This is a genomic window from Streptomyces sp. SJL17-4, assembly GCF_036826855.1.
Lineage (GTDB): Bacteria > Actinomycetota > Actinomycetes > Streptomycetales > Streptomycetaceae > Streptomyces.
In genome coordinates this window covers 7142659-7167640 of record NZ_CP104578.1, presented here as the reverse complement: position 1 = coordinate 7167640, position 24982 = coordinate 7142659, and the positions used below count along the sequence as shown (strand labels likewise).

At 73.8% G+C, this 24982-nt stretch carries 21 protein-coding genes and 1 pseudogene; 10 read left to right on the top strand and 12 right to left on the bottom strand.

Annotated features, from left to right (window positions below; translation table 11 throughout):
* Nucleotides 1-35: 35 nt before the first annotated feature.
* The gene (locus N5875_RS32300) at nt 36-746 is read right to left on the bottom strand and encodes a GntR family transcriptional regulator (RefSeq protein ID WP_338497738.1); all 711 of its coding nucleotides are present in this window, start codon (nt 744-746) and stop codon (nt 36-38) included.
* 105 nt (nt 747-851) lie between these two features.
* On the opposite strand from N5875_RS32300, the gene N5875_RS32295 reads away from it, so the two are divergent.
* Genes N5875_RS32295 through N5875_RS32285 form a run of 3 tightly spaced genes read left to right on the top strand, consistent with a single transcriptional unit; the run spans nt 852 to nt 3159 of the window.
* Nucleotides 852-1640, top strand: coding sequence for a 5-oxoprolinase subunit PxpA (locus N5875_RS32295; RefSeq protein ID WP_318206713.1), 789 nt, complete (start codon nt 852-854; stop codon nt 1638-1640).
* The gene (locus N5875_RS32290) at nt 1637-2287 is read left to right on the top strand and encodes an allophanate hydrolase subunit 1 (RefSeq protein WP_338497737.1); all 651 of its coding nucleotides are present in this window, start codon (nt 1637-1639) and stop codon (nt 2285-2287) included. The genes N5875_RS32295 and N5875_RS32290 overlap by 4 nt, the downstream gene beginning before the upstream one ends.
* On the top strand, nt 2284-3159 hold the full coding sequence (locus tag N5875_RS32285; RefSeq protein ID WP_338497736.1) for a biotin-dependent carboxyltransferase family protein: 876 nt from the start codon (nt 2284-2286) through the stop codon (nt 3157-3159). Before N5875_RS32290 ends, N5875_RS32285 begins: the two co-directional genes overlap by 4 nt.
* Before the next feature lie 18 nt (nt 3160-3177).
* Here the strand turns inward: N5875_RS32285 and N5875_RS32280 are convergent, their stop codons facing one another.
* The 6 genes and pseudogenes from N5875_RS32280 to N5875_RS32255 form a co-directional block, all read right to left on the bottom strand.
* The gene (locus tag N5875_RS32280) at nt 3178-6855 is read right to left on the bottom strand and encodes a hydantoinase B/oxoprolinase family protein (protein ID WP_338497735.1); all 3678 of its coding nucleotides are present in this window, start codon (nt 6853-6855) and stop codon (nt 3178-3180) included.
* Complete coding sequence (locus N5875_RS32275) at nt 6852-7670, bottom strand: SGNH/GDSL hydrolase family protein (RefSeq protein ID WP_338499326.1); 819 nt, start codon at nt 7668-7670, stop codon at nt 6852-6854. The genes N5875_RS32280 and N5875_RS32275 overlap by 4 nt, the downstream gene beginning before the upstream one ends.
* Nucleotides 7671-8026: 356 nt before the next feature.
* Nucleotides 8027-9289 (bottom strand): annotated as a pseudogene (locus N5875_RS32270) (glycosyltransferase).
* The gene (locus N5875_RS32265) at nt 9286-10407 is read right to left on the bottom strand and encodes a glycosyltransferase family 1 protein (RefSeq protein WP_338497733.1); all 1122 of its coding nucleotides are present in this window, start codon (nt 10405-10407) and stop codon (nt 9286-9288) included. Before N5875_RS32265 ends, N5875_RS32270 begins: the two are co-directional and overlap by 4 nt.
* 367 nt (nt 10408-10774) lie before the next feature.
* Complete coding sequence (locus N5875_RS32260; protein ID WP_338497731.1) at nt 10775-12190, bottom strand: HEAT repeat domain-containing protein; 1416 nt, start codon at nt 12188-12190, stop codon at nt 10775-10777.
* Nucleotides 12191-12446: 256 nt separating this feature from the next.
* Nucleotides 12447-12839 (bottom strand): ankyrin repeat domain-containing protein, encoded by a 393-nt coding sequence (locus N5875_RS32255; RefSeq protein WP_229315591.1) that lies wholly within the window; start codon nt 12837-12839, stop codon nt 12447-12449.
* A gap of 309 nt (nt 12840-13148) precedes the next feature.
* Between N5875_RS32255 and N5875_RS32250 the strand changes: the two genes are divergently transcribed.
* Nucleotides 13149-13343, top strand: a complete 195-nt coding sequence (locus tag N5875_RS32250) for a hypothetical protein (RefSeq protein ID WP_015032212.1) — start codon at nt 13149-13151, stop codon at nt 13341-13343.
* Nucleotides 13344-13380: 37 nt separating this feature from the next.
* On the top strand, nt 13381-15030 hold the full coding sequence (locus N5875_RS32245; RefSeq protein WP_318206720.1) for an ATP-binding protein: 1650 nt from the start codon (nt 13381-13383) through the stop codon (nt 15028-15030).
* 81 nt (nt 15031-15111) lie between these two features.
* On the opposite strand, the gene N5875_RS32240 is transcribed toward N5875_RS32245, so the two are convergent.
* On the bottom strand, nt 15112-16611 hold the full coding sequence (locus N5875_RS32240) for a PLP-dependent aminotransferase family protein (RefSeq protein WP_338497728.1): 1500 nt from the start codon (nt 16609-16611) through the stop codon (nt 15112-15114).
* A 64-nt stretch (nt 16612-16675) separates the two neighbouring features.
* Here N5875_RS32240 and N5875_RS32235 point away from each other — a divergent pair, with 64 nt between their 5' ends.
* From N5875_RS32235 to N5875_RS32220, 4 genes are all read left to right on the top strand, one after another.
* Nucleotides 16676-17383, top strand: coding sequence for a hypothetical protein (locus N5875_RS32235; RefSeq protein WP_338497726.1), 708 nt, complete (start codon nt 16676-16678; stop codon nt 17381-17383).
* A complete protein-coding gene (locus N5875_RS32230) occupies nt 17380-18144 on the top strand; it encodes a glycerophosphodiester phosphodiesterase family protein (RefSeq protein WP_318206723.1) in 765 nt (254 codons plus the stop codon). Before N5875_RS32235 ends, N5875_RS32230 begins: the two co-directional genes overlap by 4 nt.
* Before the next feature lie 70 nt (nt 18145-18214).
* On the top strand, nt 18215-19585 hold the full coding sequence (locus N5875_RS32225; protein WP_318206724.1) for an MFS transporter: 1371 nt from the start codon (nt 18215-18217) through the stop codon (nt 19583-19585).
* Nucleotides 19586-19840: 255 nt separating this feature from the next.
* Nucleotides 19841-20215: an RNA polymerase-binding protein RbpA gene (locus tag N5875_RS32220; protein WP_015032218.1), complete on the top strand. Its 375-nt coding sequence runs from the start codon at nt 19841-19843 to the stop codon at nt 20213-20215.
* Between the two features lie 134 nt (nt 20216-20349).
* Here the strand turns inward: N5875_RS32220 and fxsA are convergent, their stop codons facing one another.
* The 4 genes from fxsA to N5875_RS32200 form a co-directional block, all read right to left on the bottom strand.
* Nucleotides 20350-20943, bottom strand: a complete 594-nt coding sequence (fxsA, locus tag N5875_RS32215) for an FxsA family membrane protein (RefSeq protein WP_338497721.1) — start codon at nt 20941-20943, stop codon at nt 20350-20352.
* Nucleotides 20944-21016: 73 nt separating this feature from the next.
* On the bottom strand, nt 21017-21793 hold the full coding sequence (locus N5875_RS32210) for a polyprenol monophosphomannose synthase (RefSeq protein WP_229315598.1): 777 nt from the start codon (nt 21791-21793) through the stop codon (nt 21017-21019).
* A gap of 436 nt (nt 21794-22229) precedes the next feature.
* Nucleotides 22230-23873, bottom strand: coding sequence for an amidohydrolase (locus N5875_RS32205; RefSeq protein WP_338497719.1), 1644 nt, complete (start codon nt 23871-23873; stop codon nt 22230-22232).
* Between the two features lie 72 nt (nt 23874-23945).
* Entirely contained in the window at nt 23946-24386 is a 441-nt protein-coding gene (locus N5875_RS32200; RefSeq protein WP_017242178.1) for an Lrp/AsnC family transcriptional regulator, read from the bottom strand.
* Nucleotides 24387-24611: 225 nt separating this feature from the next.
* On the opposite strand from N5875_RS32200, the gene N5875_RS32195 reads away from it, so the two are divergent.
* Nucleotides 24612-24980, top strand: a complete 369-nt coding sequence (locus N5875_RS32195) for a hypothetical protein (protein WP_266963850.1) — start codon at nt 24612-24614, stop codon at nt 24978-24980.
* Nucleotides 24981-24982 lie beyond the last annotated feature (2 nt).

Genomic DNA, 24982 nt, shown 5'->3' with positions numbered 1-24982 from the left:
AGATGCGGCCGGACTCGATCGGGACCCTGGGGCGGTCAGTCCGCCGGGCCCGCCGGGGTGTCGACGGCCCTCGCGTACGCGGCGGCGACGCGGGTGCGGGAGTCGTCGAGGTAGCGGACGAGGAGCCTTTCCGCCGTGGTCCGCTCACCGGCCCGCAGGGCGTCCAGGATCTCGCGGTTCCGCGCCAGGTACGGCTCGTGCAGGACGCGCGGGTCGTCGACGACGTGGAACGCGAGACGGAGTTCGGCGAGGACGCTCCGCATCAGCTCGTCGGTACGGGCGCTGCCCGCGAGGGCGACGAGTTCGCGGTGGAAGTGGATGTTGGCCGTGGCGACGCCCTGCCAGTCGCCCGCGCGGGCCGCGGCCTCGCCCTCCACCACGGCCACGGCGAGCGCGTCGAGGGCGTACGGGGGCTGCCCGAGGCCGCGTACGACGGCGCACTCGACGAGCCGGCGGGTCCGGTAGATGTCGTCCACGTCGTCGACCGCCAGGACCCGGACGAAGACCCCGCGGTTGAGCTCGTGGACGAGCTGCCGCTCGTGGGTGAGGAGCCGGAAGGCCTCCCGCAAGGTGTTGCGGGACACACCGAGCGCGCCGCCGATGCCCTCCTCGGAGAGCCGGGTGCCGGGCGGGAAGTAGCCCTCGGCGACCCGGGTACGCAGGATGTCCGCGACGCGCTCCGCCGTGCTCGTGCGCCCGAGCAGGACGCGGTCGGCGGTCAGGTCCCCGGCTTCACTCGCTGTCACGACGCTCTCTTTCGTCTTGTCGGATTGTTCAACAATCCTCTACGTTGACGGCATCGTACGGTCCCCCGTGCCGCCCCGGCACGCTCCCCCTTCTGCGAGGTGCAGATGCGCACGCCCCCGGACCAGAGCCCGGCCGAGGCCCTGATCGACCTCAACGCCGATCTCGGTGAGGGTTTCGGACGCTGGACGCTCACCGACGACGAACAGCTTCTGTCCGTCGTGACCAGCGCCAACGTGGCGTGCGGCTTCCACGCCGGGGACGCGGCCACCATGCGGCGGGTCTGCGAGCTCGCCGCCGCGCGCGGGGTACGGATCGGGGCCCAGGTCTCGTACCGGGACCTGGCCGGTTTCGGGCGGCGCTCGATGGACGTGCCGGCCGCGGAGCTGGCGGCCGAGGTGGCGTACCAGATCGGCGCTCTCGAGGTCTTCGCACGGGCCGCCGGCGCGCGCGTGGCGTATGTGAAGCCGCACGGCGCGCTCTACAACCGGGTGGTCCGGGACGAGGAGCAGGCGGCGGCGGTCGTCGAGGGCGTCCTGCTCGCGGACCGCTCGCTGCCGGTCCTGGGGCTGCCGGGGTCACGGTTGCACGAGGCCGCGAAGGAGGCCGGTCTGCCGGTGGTCCCCGAGGCCTTCGGCGACCGGGCCTACCGGGCGGACGGCACGCTGGTGCCGCGCGGGCAGGTGGGGGCGGTCGTCAGCGACCCGGACGCCGTGGTGGAACGGTCGGTGGCCATGGCCAGGTTCGGGGTGGTCACGGCGCACTGCGGCAGTTCCGTGGCGGTGCGGCCGCGGTCGCTGTGCCTGCACGGCGACACCCCGGGCGCGGTGGACCTCGCCCGGCGGGTACGAGAGCGCCTCCAGGGTTCCGGTGTACGGGTGGAGGCCTTCGCGTGAGGTCCACCGCCCCGCGCGCGTTGCGCGTGGGCGAGCGGGCGCTCCTGGTGGAGCTGGCCGGGGGCGAGGAGACGGAGGCGTTCCACGCCGAGCTGCTGCGCCGACGGGCGGCCGGCACGCTGCCCGCCGTACGGGAGATCGTGCCGGCGGCGCGGACGGTGCTGCTCGACGGGGTGACGGACCCGGACCGGCTGGCGGCCGAGTTGAGCGGCTGGGAGGTGGGGCCGCTCCCCGCGCGCGTGGGCGGGGCGATCGAGATCCCGGTCCGCTACGACGGGCCCGACCTCGCGGAGGTCGCCGCGCTCTGGGGCGTGTCGGTCGAGGCGGCGGTACGGATCCACACGGCGACCGAGTTCCGGGTCGCGTTCTGCGGGTTCGCTCCGGGCTTCGGCTATCTGACGGGGCTCGACGAGCGGTACGGGGTGCCGCGGCGCGCCACGCCACGTACGACCGTCCCGGCAGGCTCGGTCGCCCTGGCAGGCCCGTACACGGGCGTGTACCCGCGCTCCTCTCCCGGTGGCTGGCAGCTGATCGGCACGACGGACACGGTGCTCTGGGACACCGGTCGGGAGCCGGCCGCGCTGCTGACTCCGGGCACACGGGTCCGCTTCACGGCGGACGGCGCCGCGACGGGGGGCGGACGATGACCGACCGGGCCGTCATCGTGGTCCGGGCCGGGGCGCTGACGACCGTGCAGGACCTGGGGCGCACCGGGTACGCGCATCTCGGGGTGCCCCGCTCGGGCGCTCTCGACCCGTCGGCCGTACGCCTCGTGAACCGGCTCGTCGGCAACCCGGAGGCCGCGGCCGTCCTGGAGACCACCGTCAACGGCTGCGCCGTGCGACCCCGTCGCGCGGTCACCGTGGCGGTGGGGGGCGCGCCCTGCCCGGTACGGGTGGACGGGCGCCCGGCCGCCTGGGGAACCGCGGTCCGCGTGCCTGCCGGGTCGGTTCTGGAGATCGGCGCGGCCACCCGCGGGCTGCGCGCGTATGTGGCGTTCGGCGGCGGAGTCGGCGTCGAGCCGGTGCTGGGGAGCCGCTCCACCGACCTGCTGTCCGGACTGGGGCCGGCGCCGCTGGCCGAGGGAACGGTCCTGCCCCTGGGGCCGGACACGGGCACGGGCACGGCGGTACGGGGTTCGGTCGACGCTCCCCCGTGGCCGGGCCCGCCCGACGAACTGGTCCTGCGGGTCCGGCTCGGGCCGCGCGAGGACTGGTTCACGGCCGCGGCGCTCCGGACCCTCGCCACGCGCGCGTACCGGGTGTCCCCGGCGAGCAACCGCATCGGCCTGCGCCTTGAGGGTCCGGTCCTCGAACGGGCCCTGCACGGCGAGCCGGCCAGCGAGGGCATGGTCCTGGGCGCGGTCCAGGTGCCACCCGACGGGCGGCCCGTGGTGTTTCTCGCCGACCATCCGACGACCGGGGGCTATCCGGTGGTCGGCGTGGTCCGGGAGGCGGATCTGGGTGCTGCGGCGCAGGCGGTGCCGGGCACGCCGGTGCGGTTCACACCAGTGCGCTGAGCGCCCCGCGCCCGGCCGTCACTTCTCCTCGGGCGGCGGGCCGTAGCCACCGCCGCCGGGGGTGCGGAGGACCAGCACGTCGTCGGGGCCCACCTCCGTGGTGGCCGCGCCGCCGAGGTGATCGACGGTGCCGTCCGCGCGTTCCACGAGGTTCTCGCCGAGGGCGCCCGGTTCGCCGCCCGCCATGCCGTACGGGGGGACCCTGCGGTGTCCGGTGAGGAGGGCCACCGTCATCGGCTCCAGGAACCGGATGCGGCGCTCCACCCCGTGTCCGCCCCGCCAGCGGCCGCGACCGCCGCCGTCCTCCCGTACCGCGAAGGCGTCGACCCTGACCGGGTGGCGCCACTCCAGGATCTCGGGGTCGGTGAGCCGGGAGTTGGTCATGTGGGTCTGGACGGCGTCGGCGCCGTCGAAGCCGTCGCCCGCTCCGGAGCCGCTGGCGACCGTCTCGTAGTACTGCACGCGCGCGTTGCCGAAGGTGACGTTGTTCATGGTGCCGGAACCCTCTGCCTGGACGCCGAGGGCCGCGTAGAGCGCGCCCGTGACGGCCTGGGAGGTCTCGACGTTCCCCGCGACGGTGGCGGCCGGCGGTTCCGGGGCGAGCATGGAGCCGGGCGGGACGCGGACCTCAAGGGGTTCCAGGCAGCCGCTGTTGAGCGGGATGTCCTCGTCGACGAGGGTGCGGAAGACGTACAGGACGGCGGCCATGACGACGGCCGTGGGCGCGTTGGCGTTCCCGGGCAGCTGCGGGGAGGTCCCGGTGAAGTCGAGGACGGCGGAGCGCCGTTCACGGTCGACGCGGACGGCCACCTGGATGACCGCGCCGCCGTCGGTCTCGTAGCGGTACGCGCCGTCGTCCAGGCGGGCGACGATGCGGCGCACGGACTCCTCGGCGTTGGCGCGGACGTGCCGCATGTAGGCCTGGACGACGTCGAGTCCGAACTCGTCGACCGCTCGCCGCAGTTCCTCGATGCCCTTCTCGTTGGCGGCGATCTGCGCGCGGAGGTCGGCGAGGTTGGTGTCCGGGTCGCGGGAGGGGTGGAGGGCGCCGGTGAGCAGGGCCCGCGTCTCGGCCTCGCGCAGGCGACCGTCGCGTACGAGCAGCCAGTTGTCGAAGAGGACGCCCTCCTCGTCGACCGTCCGGCTGAAGGCGGGCATGGAGCCGGGAGTGATGCCGCCGATCTCGGCGTGATGGCCGCGTGAGGCGACGAGAAATCGGAGTTCGGCGCCGGTTTCGTCGAAGACCGGCGTCACGACCGTGACATCGGGCAGATGGGTGCCGCCGTGGTACGGGTCGTTGATCGCGTACACATCACCGGGGCGCAGGTCGTCGCCGCGTCGCCGCAGGACCTCCTTGATGGACTCGCCCATGGAACCCAGGTGGACCGGGATGTGGGGCGCGTTGGCGATGAGGTTGCCCTCGGCGTCGAAGAGTGCGCAGGAGAAGTCGAGGCGTTCCTTGATGTTGACGGATTGGGAGGTGTTCTCCAGGCGGACGCCCATCTGCTCGGCGATGGCCATGAAGAGGCTGTTGAAGACCTCCAGGAGGACGGGATCCACGTCCGTCCCCGCGGCCACGCGCGCGGGGCGGGGGACGACACGGCGCAGGAGGAGATGTCCGGTGTCGGTCGCGGTGGCCCGCCAGCCGCTGTCGACGACGGTCGTGGCGTCGGCCTCGGCGAGGATCGCCGGCCCGTCCACGGCGCTGCCCGGCCGCAGGGCCGCGCGCCGGTGGAGGGGGGCGTCGTGGGGTGTGCCGGCGCTGAACATCCGGACGGTGGCGAGCGGCGGTGCGGGAGTGCGGCCGTCGGGGCCGTCGGCATCGGCGGCCGGGTCGGGATCGGCATCGGCGGCCGGATCGGCATCGGGATCGGCATCGGCATCGGCATCGGGATCGGCGTGGACGGGTCCGTGCGGCCCCGCCCGTCCGACGGCCTCCACGGAGACCGCCTCCAAGACGAGCGGCCGGTCCATGGTGAAGGCGTACCGCGCGCGGTGCACCGCCGTGAACGCGGCCTTCAGGTCGTCCGGGGGCGCGAGGTCGACCTGGAGGCTCGCGTCGGTGCCCTCGTACCGCAGGAGTACGCGTGCGTGGGTCGTGATCGCCTCGTCCGGCAGGCCGTCGGCGCGAAGCTCCGCGCGCGTACGGTCGGCGAGTTCGTCACAGAGGGCCGCAACGCGCGCGGGGATGCCGGGGGCGTCGAGCTCCGCCTCGACGGACCGCTCCCGCATGGCGGTGGCGTCGGCGAGTCCGATGCCGTACGCGGAGAGCACTCCGGCGAGCGGGGGGACGAGCACGGTGTCGACGCCCAGGGCGTCGGCGACGGCGCAGGCGTGCTGACCGCCCGCGCCGCCGAAGCTGGTGAGGGCGTAGCGCGTGATGTCGTGGCCGCGCTGGACGGAGATCTTCTTGACGGCGTTGGCCATGTTGAGGACGGCGATCTCCAGGAAGCCCGCGGCGACCTCCTCGGGGGTGCGGCCGCCGCCGACCTCCTCGGCGAGGGCCGTGAACCGCTCCCGTACCACGTCGGCGTCCAGGGGCAGGTCGCCGCTCTCGCCGAACACGGCGGGAAAATGGGCGGGTTGGACACGGCCGAGCATCACGTTGGCGTCGGTGACCGTGAGCGGACCGCCCCGTCGGTAGCAGGCGGGGCCGGGAACGGCGCCCGCCGAGTCGGGGCCCACGCGGTAGCGGCGTCCGTCGAAGTGCAGCACGGAGCCGCCGCCCGCCGCGACGGTGTGGATGCTCATCATCGGCGCCCGCATCCGCACCCCGGCGACCTGTGTACCGAGTTCACGCTCGAACGCGCCGGCGTAGTGCGACACGTCGGTGGAGGTGCCGCCCATGTCGAAGCCGATGACCCGGTCGTGGCCCGCCTGTGCCGAGGTGCGGGCCATGCCGACGACGCCGCCGGCGGGCCCGGACAGGACGGCGTCTTTGCCCCGGAAGTGGGCCGCCTCGCGCAGTCCGCCGTTGGACTGCATGAACATGAGGCGGATCCCGGCGAGTTCGTGGGCGACCTCGTCTACGTACCGGCGGAGGATCGGCGAGAGGTAGGCGTCGACGACGGTGGTGTCCCCGCGCGGGACGAGCTTGATGAGCGGGCTGACCTCGTGCGAGGAGCTGACCTGGGTGAAGCCCGTGTCGCGTGCGATCGCCGCGATCCGGGCCTCGTGCGCCGGATGGCGGTAGCCGTGCAGGAGGACGACGGCGGCGGACCGGAGTCCGTCGCGGTGTGCGGCGGCGAGCGCCTCGGTGACGGCGGGCTCGTCCAGGGGCCGGACGACGTGGCCGTGGGCGTCGACCCGCTCGGGGACCTCGATCACGCGCGCGTAGACCGCTTCGGGAAGCACGATGTGGCGGTCGAAGAGCCGGGGCCGGTTCTGGTAGGCGATGCGGAGCGCGTCCCGGAAGCCCTCGGTGACGAGGAGGACGGTCGGCTCGCCGCGCCGCTCCAGGAGGGCGTTGGTGGCGACGGTGGTGCCCATCTTGACGACGGCGATCCGGTCGGCCGGGACGGGTTCACCGGGCCCGAGGCCGAGGAGGAGGCGGATTCCGGCGACGGCGGCGTCATGCCGCCGGGTGGGGTCGTGGGAGAGCACCTTGCGCGTGACGAGCCGGCCGTCGGGCCGTCTGCCCACGATGTCGGTGAAGGTGCCGCCCCGGTCGATCCAGAACTCCCAGCGCCCGTTCATCTCCCCATTGTGGCCACGAGGGCGGCGGCGAGGGCGGCGTCCGCGCGCGCGTCGAGGGGGGCGGGGCCCGTGCCGTCGGCCCAATGGCGCAGTTCCGCACCGGCGAGCAGCAGCAGCTGCGGAAGCAGGTCGTGGCTGCGCCGGAGGAGCCAGCCGGTGCCGGCGGTGGCGAGCCAGAACGCGGCCTCCGCGCGGCTGGGCGGCGGCTGGGCGGGCTCCCGCGCGGGTGGCGTGCCATGGGCGAGTCCCCGGTCGGCGAGGAGCCGGTGGAAGCCCTCCGCGACGGCCCGGTGGCCCCGCTCGCCGGGGTGCAGCCGGTCGGCGCTCCACAGCGTGTGGTCCTCCGTCCAGGTGTCGTCGGCGAGGTGCAGATGGACGGCCCCGTACCGGGCGGAGAGGGCGTGCACGACGGCGTTGACCGACCGCTGGCGGCGGGCGAGCGGGCGCGCCAGCGGGGGTGGCAGGCCGAGCATCCGGCCGGGGTCGGGCAGACAGGCGGTCAGGAGTACGGCTCCGGCGGCGTCCAGGTCGGCACAGACGCGGCCCAGGTGGCGGGCGAGCACCCCGATGTCGAAGGTGCGGCGCAGGGTGTCGTTGACCCCGACGACGACGGAGGCCAGGTGCGGCCGGAAGGCGAGGGCGCGGGGGCCCTGCCGGTCCGCGACGTCGCCGCTGAGGGCCCCGCTGACCGCGAGGTTCAGGAACGCCGTGTCCTGTCCCTCGGCCGCGAGCCCGTCGGCGAGCAACGGCGCCCACCCCCGCCAGACGCCGTCCACCCGGTCGCCGACGCCCTCGCTGAGCGAGTCCCCGAGCACGACGAACCTGACGGTGTCGGTGGGAGCCGTACGGGAGCGGGGCGGGGGTACGCGCGCGGGGGCGGGCGGTACGGCCGGGACGACGCCCGGGACAGCACCAAGCGCGGGGCCAGGCGCAATACCCGGCACGATGTCAGGCACAGCGCCCGGCACGACGCCAAGGGCAGCGCCCGGGACGATGCCGGAGGCGGCGCAGCCCTGGACGGACGCCGTTTGCCGGACGGGCCCCGGCGCCCGGGCAGGCAGGACCGACGCGGAGACACGGGCCGGCGTCTTCGCCTCCATCCGGACCTCGACCGGGGCCGTCGCCCTGGCCTCCGCCCGGACCTCGACCGGGACGGACGTCTGGTCCGGTGTCATCGCCGCACCTCCTCGGGGAGGCGCGGCTCCGCGGCGGGCAGGGCGTCGTGGGCCTGGAGGAAGGCGGCGACGGAGCGCTCCCAGGTGAAGGCCTCCGCACGTACGCGTGCGGCGCGGCGGCGGGTGGCCTCCGGCGCCGCGAGGAGCCCCCGTACGGCGGAGGCGAAGGCCTTCGGGGTGTCCACGGCGGCGGCCCCCGCCGCGCCGACGACCTCCGGGAGCGCGGAGGAGGCGCTGACGACGACCGGCGTCCCTCAGGCGAGGGCCTCGAGTGCCGAGAGGCCGAACGTTTCCGCCGGTCCCGGAGCCAGGCATACGTCGGCCGCCGCCTGGAGGTCCGCCAGGGCCTCCCGGTCGGCGACGTGTCCGAGGAACCGCACCGGAAGCCGCCGCTCGCGCGCCCGCCGCTCCAGGGCGCCCTTCAGCGGCCCGTCGCCCGCGACCACCAGCGCCGCCTCGATGCCCGCGTCCCGCAGCTCGGCGAGGGCGTCCAGGGCGGTGCCGGGCCGCTTCTCGACGGAGAGGCGCGAGCAGAGCAGGAGCAGCACCCGCTCCCCGTCCGCGTGCCGGGCGCGGAGCACGGTGCTGCGGCGGCCGGGCCGGCAGCGCTCCAGGTCCACGCCGAGCGGGGCCCGTACGACGTTCCGCGCCCCGATCCGTACGAACTCCCGCTCCGCCCACTCGGTCGTGCAGACGATCCGCGCGAACGCCCAGGCCGTGCGGCGGTTCAGCCGGTCCGCCGCGCGGGCCGCGACGGCGGGCGGCACGCCCCAGGTGCGGAGCACGCCGTCCGCGGTCTCGTGGGAGACCATCACCGAGGGCACGCGGGCGCGCCGCGCCCACTCCCCCGTCCAGCGCAGGGTCGTACGGTCCGAGACCTCGATCCGGTCCGGCGCGAGGTCCTCGAGGAGGCGCCGCACCCGGCGCCGGTCGGCGAGGACCCGGTAGCCGCCGGTGCCGGGCAGCACGGGGCCGGGGAGGGTGATGACCCGGCCCCGCTCGGTGGGGACATCGCTCGCGACGTCCCCGGGGACGATGAGGACGGGTTCGTGTCCGGCCTCGCGGTAGCCGCGGCCGAGATGGTCGAGAGCGGTACGGAGGCCGCCCGAGGTGGGGGTCACGAAGTTGGCGAGCCGCACGATGCGGAGCCCGCCGCCGTCACGGCCGCGAACCGGTCCGGCACCCTCGTCGCCGTGAAGCCGATCAGCACCCGCCTTGCTGTGAACTCGGTCAACACCGGTCACGCGGTCGCCGCTCATGCCGCCACCGCCGTCCGCTCCCGCAGGACCTCCAGGTAGTGCCCGATCAGTTCGTCCCCGAGCGCCTCCCAAGTGCGGCCCTCGACGGTGGCACGGCCGGCCCGGCCGTACGCGGCGCGCAGCCCGGGTGACGCGGCGAGCTCGGCGACGGCCCCGCGCAGCGCCTCCGGGTCTCCCGGGGGTACGAGGAGTCCGGTGCGCCCGGGGTCGACCAGGTCCAGAGGGCCACCGGCGGCCGGGGCGATGACCGGGACACCGCTCGCCATCGCCTCCTGGACCGTCTGGCAGAAGGTCTCGAACGGGCCGGTGTGGGCGAACACGTCGAGCGAGGCGAAGATCCGGGCGAGATCGTCGCCGGTGCGGCGGCCGAGGAACCGGGCGTCCGGCAGGGCGCCACGCAGCGCGGGCCCGCTCGGGCCGTCGCCGACGACCACGAGCCGTATGCCGGGGATCCGCCCTGCTGCGGCGAGGAGATCCACGCGCTTCTCGGGGGCGAGGCGGCCCACGTACCCGACGAGGAGCTCGCCGTTCGGGGCGAGTTCCCCGCGCAGGGCGTCGTCGCGCAGCTCGGGCCGGAAGCGGACGGTGTCGACCCCGCGCCCCCAGAGCCGGATGCGGCCGATGCCATGGGCCTCCAGGCCGCGGACGGCGGCGGAGGACGGGGCGAGGGTGCGGTCGGCGGCCCCGTGGACGGCGCGGAGGCGGCGCCAGGCGGCGCCCTCGCCGGTTCCCACGTAGGTACGGGCGTAGCCGGCGAGATCGGTCTGGTAGACGGCGACGGCGGGAATGCCGAGCCGGGTGGCGGCCGTCATCCCGCGCATCCCGAGGACGAACGGCCCCGCGAGGTGGACGAGGTCGGCGCGGTGGGCGGCGATGGCCGCGGCGACGCGCCGGCTGGGCAGGGCGACGCGTACCTGCGGATAGCCGGGCAGGGGCAGGGAGGGCACCCGGACGACGACGCAGGGGGCGTCGGCGTCCGTGGCCGGATCGGCGACGGCGGGGGCGATGACGAGCGGGGTGTGGCCCCGCCGGACGAGGTGGCGCGCGGTCTGCAGGGCGCAGTGCGCCACACCGTTGACGTCGGGAGGGAAGGATTCGGTGACGATGACGACACGCATACGGGTGTTGTCGTCGCGTTCGGCGTGTCCCCGTCAACGTCGATCTGGACGGGGAGGGAACGTCCCATGAGCGTTTCGCGCGGGGCGCGCGGGTGGCCGAAAACGATCAAGCGCCGGGCCTGTCGACCGGGCTCGCCCGGGGGCGGAACGTTCCCGCTCCCGGTCCTGTCGGCGGACGGCACGTCCGCGCACTTGGGCCCGGCCCCGGTCCAGCGGTCCCGGGCCGGCGGCCCCCGTACCCCTGGACCGGTCCTCCGGGGCGGGGCCTCGCGCGGCGGGTTCTCCGCCGGGGGCCGCGCCGCCCCGGAGCCGGGTGGCGGGGGACGACCGGGTCCGACCGGTGGGGCCGGCCCTCGACCGGGCCGCGTCAGACCTGGAGGTCCGGCCCTATGCGGTTGCGTACCGCGGTCTGGACCTCGACCTCCTCGGCCGGGTCCGCCGCGAGGCGGCGCAACCGCTCGGCGACGCGCACATCACCGGTCTCGGCATGTTGGGCCGCGACCTCGCGGGTCGTCTCCTCGCAGTCCCAGAGGCATTCGACGGCGAAGCCGGTCGCGAAGGTGGGGTCGGTGGCGGCGAGGGCGCGGGCCACGCGCCCGCGGAGCTGGGACGAGGCCGTCTCGCGGTAGACGTGGCGCAGTACGGGGGCCGCACAGGCGATGCCGAGGCGGCCCGCGCCGTCCACGAGCCCGCCGAGCGCGGGCGCGTCGGGGCCTTCGGAGCGGATGGTGTCGCGCAGCGCGCCGAGGACGGAGGGGGAGTCCTGGGCGGTGCCACGGCAGGCGAGGACGTCGGCGGCGGCGGCGCCGAGGGCGTCGGTCCGGCGGACCCACGCGCGGGCGCGGGCGACGGCGTCCTCCCCGCACATACGGCGGTAGGCGGCGATCGCGGCTTCGGCGACCTCGCGGGAGTCACCGTCGGCGGCCGCCTCGACGAGGTCGAGGACGGCGGGGTCCCGTGACTCGGCGAGGTGGTGGAGGGCCGCGCCGCGGGCTCCCACCGAGCCGTGCCGGGCCGCGGCGAGGAGTTCGGGCCGGTCCTCGGGTCCCGCGACGGCGGTGAGGCAGCGGGCGGCGGGGCCGTGGAGCACGGCTCCGCGCTCGTATCCCTCCTGTGCCCAGTCGAGGACGGCGCGCACGCTCCAGCCGGGGCGGGGCCCGGCGGGGCGCATCTGGCGCTGCCAGCGGTCGAAGGAGCCCTGTTCCTGGGCGGCCCTGACCCGGGCGCCGACGGCGTCGCGCTGGTCCTCGGCCCACAGCCGCCACGGGCGGGGCTCGAAGGCGTCCCGTACGACGCCGGCCAGCTCGGCGTCGCCCTCGGCGTCGGCCGGGAAGCGGGCCAGCACGGGCACGGCGAGCGCGCGGAGGCCGGCGTCGTCGTCGCGGAGCGCCAGCTCGTCGAGGGCCCAGGCCCAGTTCGTGCCGGTCGCCGCGTACCGCCGGAGCAGCAGGAGGGCGTCCTGGCGTCCGTAGGAGGCGAGGTGCCCGAGGACGGCGAGCGCGAGCCCGGTCCTGGACTCCTCGGTGTCGAGGATGTCCTCGGCGCCGAAGAGATGCGCCTCGATCTCGTCGAGACCTCCGTGGAGATCCAGGTAGAGACGGGCGTAGTAGAGGGAGCGGTTCTCGACCTGCCAGTCGTGGCGGGGGTCGTCGAGAACGCAGTGGTTGAGGGCCGCGAGGGCCTCGGCGCGTGGCGCGGCGAGTGCGTGCAGGGTGCCGTCGCCGCGGCCCCGCTGCAGCAGGCCGAGCAGGGTGCCGCTCGGCGCTATGACTGGATCGAACATGGGGAGACGCCTCACATCAAGCTGTCGACACGACCGGGGGATACCGGGAGGACCCGGTTCGGGCGGTACATCGCCCGTACGCCTAGGCCGTGCGGCGACATGTCGGGCCGCTCGTCGTCCATCGCCTGCCAGTGACCATCTTCCTCAGCCTCTCGTCGGTGGCCCGTTTTGCCGGGCCCGACGTCATGATGACCCACCCATTTCGCCACCGCGACCACATTTACGACGCCGCTCTCACCTGGGGTTCAGCGCCCGTTCACCGGGATCCGAAGAGCTCGAGGAGTTCGGCCTTGCCGAACATCCGCGCGGTGTCGACGGCGGACGGAGTCCCGGCTTCCGGATTTGCGCCGCCGGCGAGCAGGGCGCGGATCACGGCGTCCTCGCCCTTGAAGACGGCTCCGGCGAGCGGGGTCTGGCCGCGGTCGTTGGCGCGGTCGGCGTCGGCACCGCGCGCGAGGAGGGCGGAGACCGCGGCGGCGTGGCCGTGGTAGGCGGCGAGCATGACGAGGGAGTCGCCCTTGTCGTTGGTGAGGTTCGCGGGGACCCCCGCGTCGACGTAGGCGGCCAGCGCGTCGGCGTCCCCGGTGCGCGCGAGGTCGAAGACCTTGGACGCCAGCTCGATGACCTCGGGGTCCGGAGTCTCGCTCATCGGTGGGCCCGCCTCTCTCTCCTGCGTTGTCGACCTGTGCACGGCAAGCGCGGCCGTACGAGTGAATCGACAGGGTACTGCCCGCTCGGTGACATGACCGCGCCCGGCCGAGGCAAAGATCACGGCAGTCCGCCGTCGGCCGCTCTTCTAGCGCACGCCGGGCATTTCGCCACTCGACAGCTCGTTCGACGTCCGCCGGTCAAGTGAAATCACACGTTTTTCACCCTATTGCACCTTTAGTCACATAGATACTTGCTGTGAACTTGGAAGGACTCATGGTGACTGTCCCCTCAACCAGGAGAAGAACCAATGATCCTGTCCATCTCAGGCGTGGTCCTGCTCGGCATCATCTGCTTCCTGTTCTTCAAGAAGGACGGGATGAAGGCCTCGCACGCCCTCGTCAGCGCGCTGTTCGGCTTCTACCTCGCGGGTACGGCCATCGCCCCGAGCATCACGGCGGGCGGGCAGAGCCTCGCCGGCCTCCTGGGCGGGATCAAGTTCTGACGCCCTTCCGTCCCTTCCACCACCTCAGGAGTACTTCGTGGCCCGGCGACCACTCCCCCGCATTCTGAGCAGCGGCAGCGCACAGATCGCTCGTAGTCGAGAAATCGCGCGCACGGCCGCCGACAGCGCCACCGACGTGCTCCATCCACTGATCACGGTCTCCCGTGGTCTGCGGAAACTGGCCGCGTCCGCGCGTGCCAAGTGGGCCGCGACCCCCAAGGAAAAGCGTGGTCCGACGCTGCTCCTGGTCGCGGCCTGCGTCCTGGTCGTCGCCCTCATGCCGTACGGGCCGCTCCTCGCGCTCGTCACGCTCATGGCCGCGGCCGCGTGGAAGGGACGCGAGCGCCCGGTCGTCAAGACCGGGCCCGACGACGCCGAGGTCGCCCGGCTCACGGGCCTGTACGAGGCCCTCGTCCCGTACTTCTCCGTCCCCGACGACCCCGCCCCGCTCTTCGCCCACGGCGGCGACTGGAGCGGCGCCTTCACGGAGTACGCCTTCGACGAGGACGGGCGTCCCACCCGGCTGCGGATCGCGTACCCGCCGTACTTCACCGACGGCGAGCCCGCCGCACGCGCGCGTATCGAGCAGCTGCTGCACGCCAAGTCCGGGCGCGGCCGTGAGTACCGCTTCGACTGGGACGAGGAGGGCAACCGGCTCGTCATGACCGTGCTGCCCGCTCTGCCCACCACCATCGCCGCCCAGCGCTTCGTCACCGTGCCGGGCGAGACCGTCCTGGGCTTCACCGACGCGGACGCCGTGCAGCGGACCGTGCCCGTGGTCGCCTCGGACGGTACGGAGGACGCGCCGGCCGTCGTCTGGCGCACCGGCCCCCGCTCCACCGAGCCGCACCTGCTGGTCGTCGGCCAGCCGGGCAGCGGCACCACCTCCCTGCTGCGCTCGATCGCGCTCCAGGCCCTCCCCCACGGCGACGTGCTGATCGTCGAGGGCGGCGGCACCGGCGAGTACGCGTGCCTCACCGGCCGCGACGGGGTCCTGGCCGTCGAGTGCGGGCTCTCCGGCGCGCTCGCCACCCTCGAGTGGGCGGCGCACGAGACGGAACGACGGCTGATCGCCGCCAACCGGGCCCGGCAGGCGGGCCACCCGGCCCCCGAGGACACCCGGCGGCCGCTCTGGATCCTGCTCGACCGGCCGGGCGTCCTCGGCGACCTGGCGGCCGCCGACGGCCGCCCCGACCCGCAGGAGCTGCTCCAGGTGCCGCTGCGGCACGGCCGCGCGGCCCAGGTCACGGTGGTGGTCGCCGAGCAGTTCGACAGCGCGGACACCCTGAGCGAGGCGGTACGGAGCCACACCAGGGCCCGGATCGTGCTCGGCCCGGCCACCGCCGACCAGATCGGCGCCGTCCTCGGCACCGAGCCCCACACCACGCCGACGCCGCAGTTCCCCGCGGGCCGTGGTTACGCGCGCCTGGGCACCGGCCCGGTGCTGCGCCTCCAGGTGCCGGCGACGCCCGACCCGTACGACGACGCGACGAGCGAGGCGCACCGGCAGGCGGTGCTCGAACTCCTCCCGGAGCGCCGCACGGCGACGACCATGGCGATCGAGACGGTCACCGTGAAGAGCCCCGACCCGGCCCCGGCACCCCGCCCCGACCCGGCCCCGGCGCCCCGCGCCGAGCCGGACCCGGGCCCCGCCCCGCTGCACGCCCCCGTTCCCGCGGAGGGCTGAGCGCCACGCGCGCGTGAAGAGGCCGGTACGGACCCCAGGTCCGTACCGGCCTCTTCGTGTGACGCGCGAGCGCGCCGGTGGCTACGCCACGAACGAGCGCGGCGGTTCGGTGCCGCCGCCCGCACCCGACTCGACCAGCCGGGCCGCGGCGGCCAGCCGGGCGGCGGCCTCGTCGGCGACCGGTCCGCCGACCGTGAAGGGCAGCCGGACGAAGCCCTCGAAGGCCCCGTCCACGCCGAACCGGGGGCCCGAGGGGACCCGGACGCCGACCCGCTCCCCCGCCTCGGCGAGCCGCGAGCCGGAGAGGCCGCCGGTACGGACCCAGAGGGTGAGGCCGCCGCGCGGCACCGAGAACTCCCACTCCGGGAGTTCCCTGCGGACCGCGGCGACGAGCGCGTCCCGGTTCTCCCGCGCCTGGTCGCGGCGGAGCTTCACGGCCTCCTCCCAGCCACCGGTCCGCATGAGCCAGTTCACGCCGAGCTGTTCGAGGACGGGGGTGCCGAGGTCGGCGTACGCGCGCGCGGCCACCAGGGAGCGGATGACGTCGGGAGCCGCCCGGACCCAGCCGATGCGCATGCCCGCCCAGAAGGCCTTGCTCGCCGAGCCCACCGTGAGGACGGTGGAGCCGGCCGGGTCGAAGGCGCAGACCGGCCGGGGCATCTCCAGGTCGTCGTCCAGATGGAGCTCGGCCATGGTCTCGTCGACGACGAGGACGGTTCCGGCCGAGCGGGCCGCGTCCACGAGCTGCCGGCGCTGGTCCTCGTCGGCCAGGGCCCCGGTCGGATTGTGGAAGTCGGCCACCACGTACGCGAGGCGGGGTGCCGCGTCGCGCAGCACCTGCCGCCAGCGGCCCAGGTCCCAGCTGCCGAGCCCCTCGGACATGGCGACGGGCACGAGCCGGGCCCCGGCCTCCCTCATCAGCTGGAGGATGTTGGCGTACGACGGGGACTCGACGGCGATCCGCTCACCGCGCCCCGCGAAGAGGTGGCAGATGGCGTCGATGGCCCCCATGGCTCCGGTCGTGACCATGATCTGCTCGGGCATCGTGGGGATGCCGCGCGCGGTGTACCGGTCGGCGAGCATCTGCCGCAGCGCGGGCAGCCCCGCCGGGTAGTCGCCGTGCGTGTGGGCGTAGGGGGGCAGCTCCTCCAGGGCGCCCTGGACGCCGCGGGTGAGCCAGGGCTCGGGGGCGGGCAGCGCCGCGCAGCCGAGGTCGATCATCGAACCGAGGGCCTCCGGGGGCAGCGGTTCGAGTCCTCGCGCGGGCAGCGGGTTCCCGGCCGGTACGGCGGTCCAGCTGCCGGCCCCTCGTCGCGACTCCAGGAAGCCCTCGGCGCGGAGCGCCTCGTAGGCCGCGGCCACCGTCGTGCGGCTGACGGTCAGGGCGAGGGCTAGTTCCCGCTCGGCGGGCAGCCGGGCGGCGACCGGGACCCGGCCCTCCAGGACGAGCAGGCGGATCCCGTCGGCCAGGGCGCGATAGGCGGGCGGCTTCCGGGTCCCGGGGCCGGCGGGCCGCGGCTGCTGCGCCTGGAGCTGCCGCGCGAGCTGAGCCGGTCCTACCGCCGAAGTCCACTGGGCCATCGAAATCAGTCCACCTTCCTCGAATTGGCCATGGTTGGCACCCGTTCCCCCGCCACAGAGTGTCATGAGCCAGTCCACTACCACCACCCTGGGGGGAAGTCCCTTGTCCATCGCCTCCGGCCTCCACGGCCGGCACCTCACCCGTCGGCTCGTCCAGCTCTACGTGGGACTGACGCTGTACGGGGTCAGCTCGGCGCTGCTGGTGCGCAGCGGACTCGGCCTGGAGCCCTGGGGCGTGCTCCACCAGGGTCTCGCCGAGAAGACGGGCCTGACCATCGGCGTGGTGTCGATCGTCGTCGGGGCCGTGGTGCTGCTGCTGTGGATCCCGATCCGGCAGCGGCCGGGGCTCGGCACGGTCTCCAACGTGTTCGTGATCGGTCTGGCGATGGACGGCACGCTGGCGCTCGTTCCGGAGGTCCACGGTCTGGCGGAGCGGATCCCGCTGCTCGCGGTCGGCATCGTCCTCAACGGGGTGGCGACCGGCCTGTACATCGCGGCGCGGTTCGGCCCCGGCCCGCGCGACGGCCTGATGACCGGTCTGCACCGGCTCACCGGCCGCTCGATCCGGCTGGTGCGGACGGCGATCGAGGTGGCGGTGGTCGCCACCGGCTTCCTGCTCGGCGGCTCGGTCGGCGTCGGCACGGTGGTGTACGCGCTGGCCATCGGGCCCCTCGCCCAGTTCTTCCTTCGCTGGTTCGCCGTTCCGGAGCCGGACTCCGGAAGCACCGCGGTCGCCCCCGCGACACCGGAAGGCGCCATACTGCGGCGGTGACTCGCGTACGCCACCCCTACCTCGACCATCCCACGCCCCTCCCGTTCGCCCACCGCGGCGGCACGGCGAACGGCCTGGAGAACACCGCGGCCGCCTTCCGTCGGGCCGCCGCCGCGGGCTACCGCTACTTCGAGACCGATGTGCACACGACGTCGGACGGGGCCCTCGTCGCCTTCCACGACGCGACCCTGGACCGGGTCACGGACGCCTCGGGCCGGATCGGCGACCTGCCGTGGGCGGCGGTGCGGGAGGCCCGGGTGGCGGGCAAGGAGCCGCTGCCGCTCTTCGCCGACCTCCTGGACGAGTTCCCGGAGGCCCGCTGGAACGTGGACCTCAAGGCCGAGTCGGCGCTGTCTCCGCTGGTGAACCTGATCCGCAAGAAGCGCGCCTGGGACCGGGTCTGCGTGGGCTCGTTCACCGAGGCCCGGGTCGCACGGGCCCAGCAGATGGCCGGCGCCAGGCTGGCCACCTCGTTCGGGGTGCGCGGGGTGATCGGGCTGCGGCTGCGCTCGCTCGGCATCCCGGCCGCGATACGGGCCGGGGCGATCGCCGCACAGGTCCCCGAGCGGCAGGGCGGCGTCCCGGTGGTGGACCGCCGCTTCGTCCGGGAGGCGCACGCGCGCGGGCTCCAGGTCCATGTGTGGACGGTGAACGATCCGGCCCGGATGAATGCTCTCCTCGACCTCGGGGTCGATGGCATCATGACCGATCAACTGGAGACGCTGCGCTCGGTGCTGACCGAGCGGGGTGTGTGGGTCTGAGCGCGCGTCCCGGTACCTCCGGGCCCGGATCACCGGGCCCGGTCACGGGGACGAACGAGGGGGCGCGGCCTTGACCGCTGGAACCACCGAACCGGAGGAGTACGCCTCCGATCCCGCCGCCCGCAAGCGGGAACAGCGGGGCTGGTACTTCTACGACTTCGCCTGCTCGGTGTACTCGACGAGCGTGCTCACCGTGTTCCTCGGCCCGTACCTGACCTCGGTGGCACGGGCGGCGGCCGACGCGGAGGGCTATGTGCACCCGCTCGGGATACCCGTGCGGGCCGGCTCGCTCTTCGCGTACGCCGTGTCCGCCTCGATCGTGGTCGCGGTCCTGCTGATGCCGCTGGTCGGCGCGATCGCGGACCGTACGGGCCGGAAGAAGCCGCTGCTCGCGGCCGCGGCCTACGTGGGCGCGACGGCCACGGCGGGGATGTTCTTCCTGGCGGGCGACCGGTATCTGCTGGGCACGTTCCTGCTGATCGTGGCGAACGCCTCGATCTCGGTCTCGATGGTGCTCTACAACGCCTACCTGCCGCAGATCGCGGAGCCGGACGAGCGGGACGCGGTCTCCTCGCGCGGCTGGGCCTTCGGCTACACGTCGGGCGCGCTCGTCCTCGTACTGAATCTGATCCTCTACTCGGGCCACGACTCCTTCGGCCTCACCGAGGGCGAGGCGGTCCGGATCTGTCTGGCCTCGGCCGGTGTCTGGTGGGGCGCCTTCACCGTCATTCCGCTGCGGCGGCTGCGGGACCGGCAGATCGGCCCGGAGGCGCGGCACGGGACCGGCGGGGGCACGGTCGGCAGCGGCTGGCGGCAGCTGCGGGCGACTCTCAAGGACATGCGCCGGCACCCGCTGACGCTCTCGTTCCTGCTCGCCTACCTGGTCTACAACGACGGCGTGCAGACGGTGATCTCCCAGGCCTCGGTGTTCGGCTCGGAGGAACTGGGCCTCGACCAGACCACGCTCATCACGGCGGTCCTGCTGGTCCAGGTGCTCGCGGTGGCGGGCGCGCTCGGCATGGGGCGACTCGCCCGGTCGTACGGCGCCAAGCGGACGATTCTGGGCTCGCTCGCGGTCTGGACGCTGATCCTGGTGGCGGGCTACCTCCTGCCGGCCGACGCACCCGTGTTCTTCTTCTGTCTGGCGGCCGCGATCGGCCTGGTACTGGGCGGGAGCCAGGCTCTGTCGCGCTCGCTGTTCTCGCATCTGGTGCCGCGCGGCAAGGAGGCGGAGTACTTCTCGGCGTACGAGATGAGCGATCGGGGGCTCAGCTGGCTGGGTCCGCTCGTGTTCGGTCTCGCGTATCAGCTGACCGGGAGCTACCGGGATGCCATCATCTCCCTGGTGATCTTCTTCGTGGTCGGCTTCGCCCTGCTCGCCCGGGTCCCGGTGCGGCGCGCGGTGGAGGCCGCCGGGAACCCGATACCCGACCGTATTTAGACGTGGCAGTGAAAGGGCGGTAGTGTACGCGTTTGGCCTGCCAGGCGGACCGTTACTGCGTGCTGCTTTAGTAAAGACACTGGGTCACATCTGCCGTCAGATGTGACAAAACGGGCACTGGTGGGTACAACAAGGGGCGGCACGACGGGCGACGCATGACCCGGCACGGGAATCTTTACCGCCGACCGGACGTTGACCGGATAACGACGACAGCGACACCTGTCCTGTGGGCGACAAGCCCGGGAGGCACGATTCATGAGTGAGCGAGCTCTTCGCGGCACGCGCCTCGTGGTGACGAGCTACGAGACCGACCGCGGCATCGATCTGGCCCCGCGCCAGGCCGTGGAGTACGCATGCGAGAAGGGCCATCGTTTTGAGATGCCCTTCTCGGTGGAAGCGGAAATTCCGCCGGAGTGGGAGTGCAAGGTCTGCGGAATCCAGGCACTCCTGGTGGATGGGGACGGACCTGAGGAGAAGAAGGGCAAGCCTGCGCGTACGCACTGGGACATGCTCATGGAGCGACGCACCCGCGAGGAGCTGGAGGAGGTCCTCGCCGAAAGGCTGGCCGTCCTGCGTTCCGGCGCCATGAACATCGCCGTGCATCCGCGAGACAGCCGCAAGTCCGCCTAGCGGACCGACCGGCGGAACAACGCCGCGGGGCCCGGTACACGAACTGTGTACCGGGCCCCGCGGCGTCTCCGTCCGATGTCGCAGCTGTGCCCCGTTCTCCCACCGTGGCGGGAGAACGGGGCACAGCTGCGACATCAAGGCGTCAGGGGCGGGCGGGGCTCGTCGGCCCGACGCGGGCCCTGAGCGGCGTCCTCGCGGATGACCTCACCCTGGACGACCTTGCCGTCCGGGCGGTGGATACGAGCCTGCTGAAAGGCGTCCTGGAGGCTGCCGGGAGGCGCGGCGGCCATCCGGCGCTCGGCGGCCCTGTCCGCGTACCGCCCGAGGAGCGAGCGGACCGGTGGGATCATCAGGAGCAGGCCGAGGACGTCGGAGACCAGGCCGGGGATCATCAGGAGCAGACCGCCCAGCATCAGGAAGCCGTTGCGGTCCTCCGCGCCGGTCCGCTCGGGCGCCGCGGGCATGGTGCCCGACTGCGCGGCGGCCTGGGCCTGCTGGAAGGTCGAGGTGAGGTTGCGGAAGGCACGGCGGCCCGCCCGCTTGACGACGGCGGCACCGAGCACGATGCCGCCGACGAGCAGGGCGAAGACGGTCAGTCCGCCCGCCGCGTCCGCCACCACCGTGAGCAGCCAGATCTCGAGGACCAGCCAGGCGGCGACAGCGAGAGGAAGGAAGGTACGCGCGCGTGAGCGCTTGGGGGCGAGAGAAGGCGTTGCGCCGGTCGTCATGGTCCCCAGTGTGCCTGGCGCCCCGCCGGAACGTCGTAAAGGAAGGATCAGTGCGGGCCGCCCCGGCAGGGGATCAGGAGGCCTTGCGGCCGAGCATCCTGCCGACCTTCTCCGCCCGCGCCGACAGGCCCCAGCCGGTGACCCGCCAGAGCGCCTCGACGACGATGTTCCGGCTCATCTTCGAGTCGCCGATCTCGCGCTCCACGAAGGTGATCGGGACCTCGACGACATGGAAGCCGGCGGCGACCGCGCGACGGGCCAGGTCGACCTGGAAGCAGTAGCCGGCCGAGGCCACGTCCTCCAGGCCCAGGCCCTCCAGGGTCTCCTTGCGGAAGGCCCGGTAGCCGCCGGTGACGTCGCGGATCGGTACGTCCAGCATCACGCGCGAGTAGAGGCTGCCGCCGCGGGAGATGAACTCCCGGGACTTCGGCCAGTTCACGATGCGGCCGCCCGGCACCCAGCGGGAGCCGAGGACGAGGTCCGCGCCCTTGAGGGCGGTCAGCAGCCGCGGGAGCTCCTCCGGCTGGTGGGAGCCGTCGGCGTCCATCTCGACGAGGACGCCGTACCCGTGCTCGATGCCCCACCGGAAGCCGGCGAGGTAGGCGGCGCCGAGCCCCTCCTTGCCCTTGCGGTGCAGGACGTGCACATGGTCGTCCTCGGACGCGATCTCGTCCGCGAACTTGCCCGTGCCGTCAGGGCTGTTGTCGTCGGCGACGAGGACGTGCGCCTCGGGTACGGCTTCCCGCACCCGCGCGACGATCGGCTTGATGTTCTCCGCCTCGTTGTAGGTCGGAATGATCACCAAGGCCTTGCCGAGCGGGCCGTAACGCCTCTGGCCACCGTCGTTCACTACTGCCCCTTCGGATACATACACAGGCCCCCACCATAGCGAGGTCCCCGGAGTGCTCCGGCGCGGCGGGTCGACTGTGAGGGGCGGACGTGCGGTGCGGGGCCCGTCGTCCTTCGGTCCGACCTGGGATCCACTGGCGGCGGATCGACCGAAAGCCGTTGTCTACTGAACGTCCGGGCCCCACCCGGGTCGCACCTTCCGCCGGAGAAACCTTCCCTCGCGGCCGAGGCGCGGGAGGCGTTCGGCAAATTGCGTGGGGATGCTGTCCGGTCGGACGTCCTGTGGTGGACGCGGAGAACCTACCCGCCCCTGACGGTCGACTGTCAACACCCGCTTGACCTGCGGAGACTTCCCAAAAGGCCAGGCCGGAGGGGAAGATCCGCAGGTCGGGGACAAGCGTGCGGAACGGGTGTTCCGGGTGGGACATATCCCTACATCACTCGTTCGGCCGTACGAACACCGTCTGTCCGTGCACGACCGTCCGCAGACAGACGGGGAGATCGACCCCGGGGGACAGATCGGGCAGTCCGGGCGTTCCGGAGCGCGGGTCGGTGGACCAACGGGCCACCCTGCCGTCGGGGGCCTGGACGACGAGCTCCTCGGTGCGCCAGACCGCGTAGTCGGCGGGGGCGCCCGGTACCAGCGTCCCCGCGTCGTCCCGGCCCACGGCCCGCCAGCCGCCCCGGGTGTGGGCCGTGAAGGCGGCCCGGGCGGAGATCCGGTGCTCGGGGGTGCGGTGGAACGCGGCGGCCCGGACGGTGCCCCAGGGGTCGAGCGGCGTCACCGGGCTGTCCGAGCCGAAGGCCAGCGGCACACCGGCGCGCAGCAGCGCCGCGTACGGGTTGAGGGTACGGGCCCGCTCGGCGCCGAGCCGGTCGGCGTACATGCCCTCCTCGCCGCCCCAGAGCGCGTCGAAGGCGGGCTGGACGGAGGCGGTGAGGCCGAGTTCCGCAAAGGCGGCGATCGTCTCGGGGGTGAGCATCTCGACGTGCTCGACGCGGTGCCGGGCGGCCCGGACGCGGGCGAGGCCGAGCTTCTCGGCGGCGGCCCTGACGCCCTCCACGACGGCGGATACGGCGGCGTCCCCGATGGCGTGGAAACCGGCCTGGAGGCCCGCCTCGGTGCAGGCCACGACATGGAGGGCGATCGTGGCCGCGTCCAGGTGGGCGGCGCCCGTGTGGCCGGCGTCGGCGTGGTCGGCGTACGGCTCGTGGAGGCAGGCCGTGTGCGACCCGAGGGAACCGTCGGCGAACAGGTCTCCGGCCGCGCCCAGGGCTCCGAGGGCGCGGGCGCGCTCGACGTCGAGGTCCGCCCAGTAACCGACGACACGCGGCCCCGCCTCGTCGCGGGCCAGGTCCAGGAGGCCGGTGAAGTCGTCCTCGGAGGAGATCCGGGGGCCGCCGCACTCGTGCAGGGTGCCGATGCCGAGAGAGGCGGCCCGGCTCCGGGCGGCGCGCTGCGCCTCGGTGCGCTGGCGCGCGGAGACGGCGCCGAAGGCGGCGGCCCGCACCGCGTGGTGGGCGTCACCGGTGAGCGGCCGCTGACCGTCGTGGAAGCCGTCCAGGTCACGGACGCCGGGGACGAGGTCGAGGAGGGCGGTGGTGACGACGGCCGAGTGGACGTCGATGCGGGTGAGGTAGAGCGGCCGGCCGCCGGTGAGTCCGTCGAGTTCGGCGCGGGTGAGCGGCCGGCGCTCGGGCCAGCGGGAGGCGTCCCAGCCGTGGCCGATGAGGATGCGGTCCTCGGGGCGGTCGGCGGCGTGGGCGCGGATCAGCTCCGCCGCCTCGGCGAGCGAGGCGGCGGCGGACAGGTCGAGTCCGGTGAGGGCGAAGCCGGTCGCGGTCGTGTGGACATGCGCGTCGACGAACGCCGGGGTGACGAGCGCGCCCTCCAGGTCCACCACCTCGTCCACGCCGGTGGCGAAGGCGTCGGCCGCGCCCTCCGAGCCCACCCAGGCGACGTGCCCGCGCTCCACGACCATGGCGGTGGCGAAGGGGTCGGCGGGGCTGTGGACTTCTCCACCGCGCAGCAGGACGGTGCGGTGCTCGGCGGAAGACGCAGGAGGCATGGACTCACTCATGCGACCAGGCTAGGACCTACCCGGACCCGCTTTGTCCGGCAGGTCCCCCTTGAGGGACATCCACGCGGACTGTCAGATGCGCGGCGGTCTCGCCTCGTACGGGGTGGAGAGGACGACGGTGGTGCGGCTGGAGACACCGGCCTGGGAGCGGATGCGGCTGAGCAGGTGCTCCAGCTCCAGCGGGGTGGCGACGCGGACCTTGAGGATGTAGTTCTCGTCACCGGCGACGCTGTGGCACGCCTCGATCTCCGGGATGTCGGCGAGCCGGTCGGGGGTGTCGTCGGGGGCGCTGGGGTCGAAGGGTTTGACCGAGATGAAGGCGGTCAGCGGCAGGCCGACGGCCTCCGGGTCCACGACGGCGGCGTAGCCGCGGATGACTCCGCGCTGCTCCAGACGGCGGACGCGCTGATGCACCGCCGACGTGGACAGGCCCGTGGCCTTGCCCAGGTCGGTGTAGCTCATGCGCCCGTCCTTGACGAGCAACTCGACGATCTGACGATCCAGCTCCTCCATGCGGTGACCCTATTGCTCCCTGCGGGGCGCGGCATCGCCGAGGTCGACCGCAATCGGGCGGTATGGGTCATCCCGGGGCACCTGCGGCGGGCATGTGACGAACGCCACAGGTTTGCGTCCGGCCTGGGGTACTGCCACACGATTATGCGGACGGCCGTATGGGAAGTGCTTGCTGTGGTCGAGGCCGCACAGATCCGGCCGACCCACCCGAGGGGGAGATTCTCCATGCAGGAGCCTGTTGATTCGGTCGACACGTCCGAAGAGCTCGACGCGTACGACACCTTTGAGATGTTCCGGGTCATCTGCCCGGAGTGCGTGCAGCCGATCGCGCTGCTCGCGGACGAGGACGCGCTGCCGGAGCACGCGCTCTGCCCGACGCCGTGGAACCCCTTCGTCCTGACGGTCTGCCCGGGGACGGGCCTGTCGGCGACCGAGGCCCGGCCGGCCGACGACACCCTGGAGGTCCAGGAGCAGGACACCGCCCTGCTTCTGACGCTCCCCCAGGGTCTCGACTGGCGCACGCAGCCCTTCTCGCACGTCGGCGGACCGGGCTCGCGTCCGATCCGGGTGCCGCAGATGCGGCGCGCGGCCTAGGA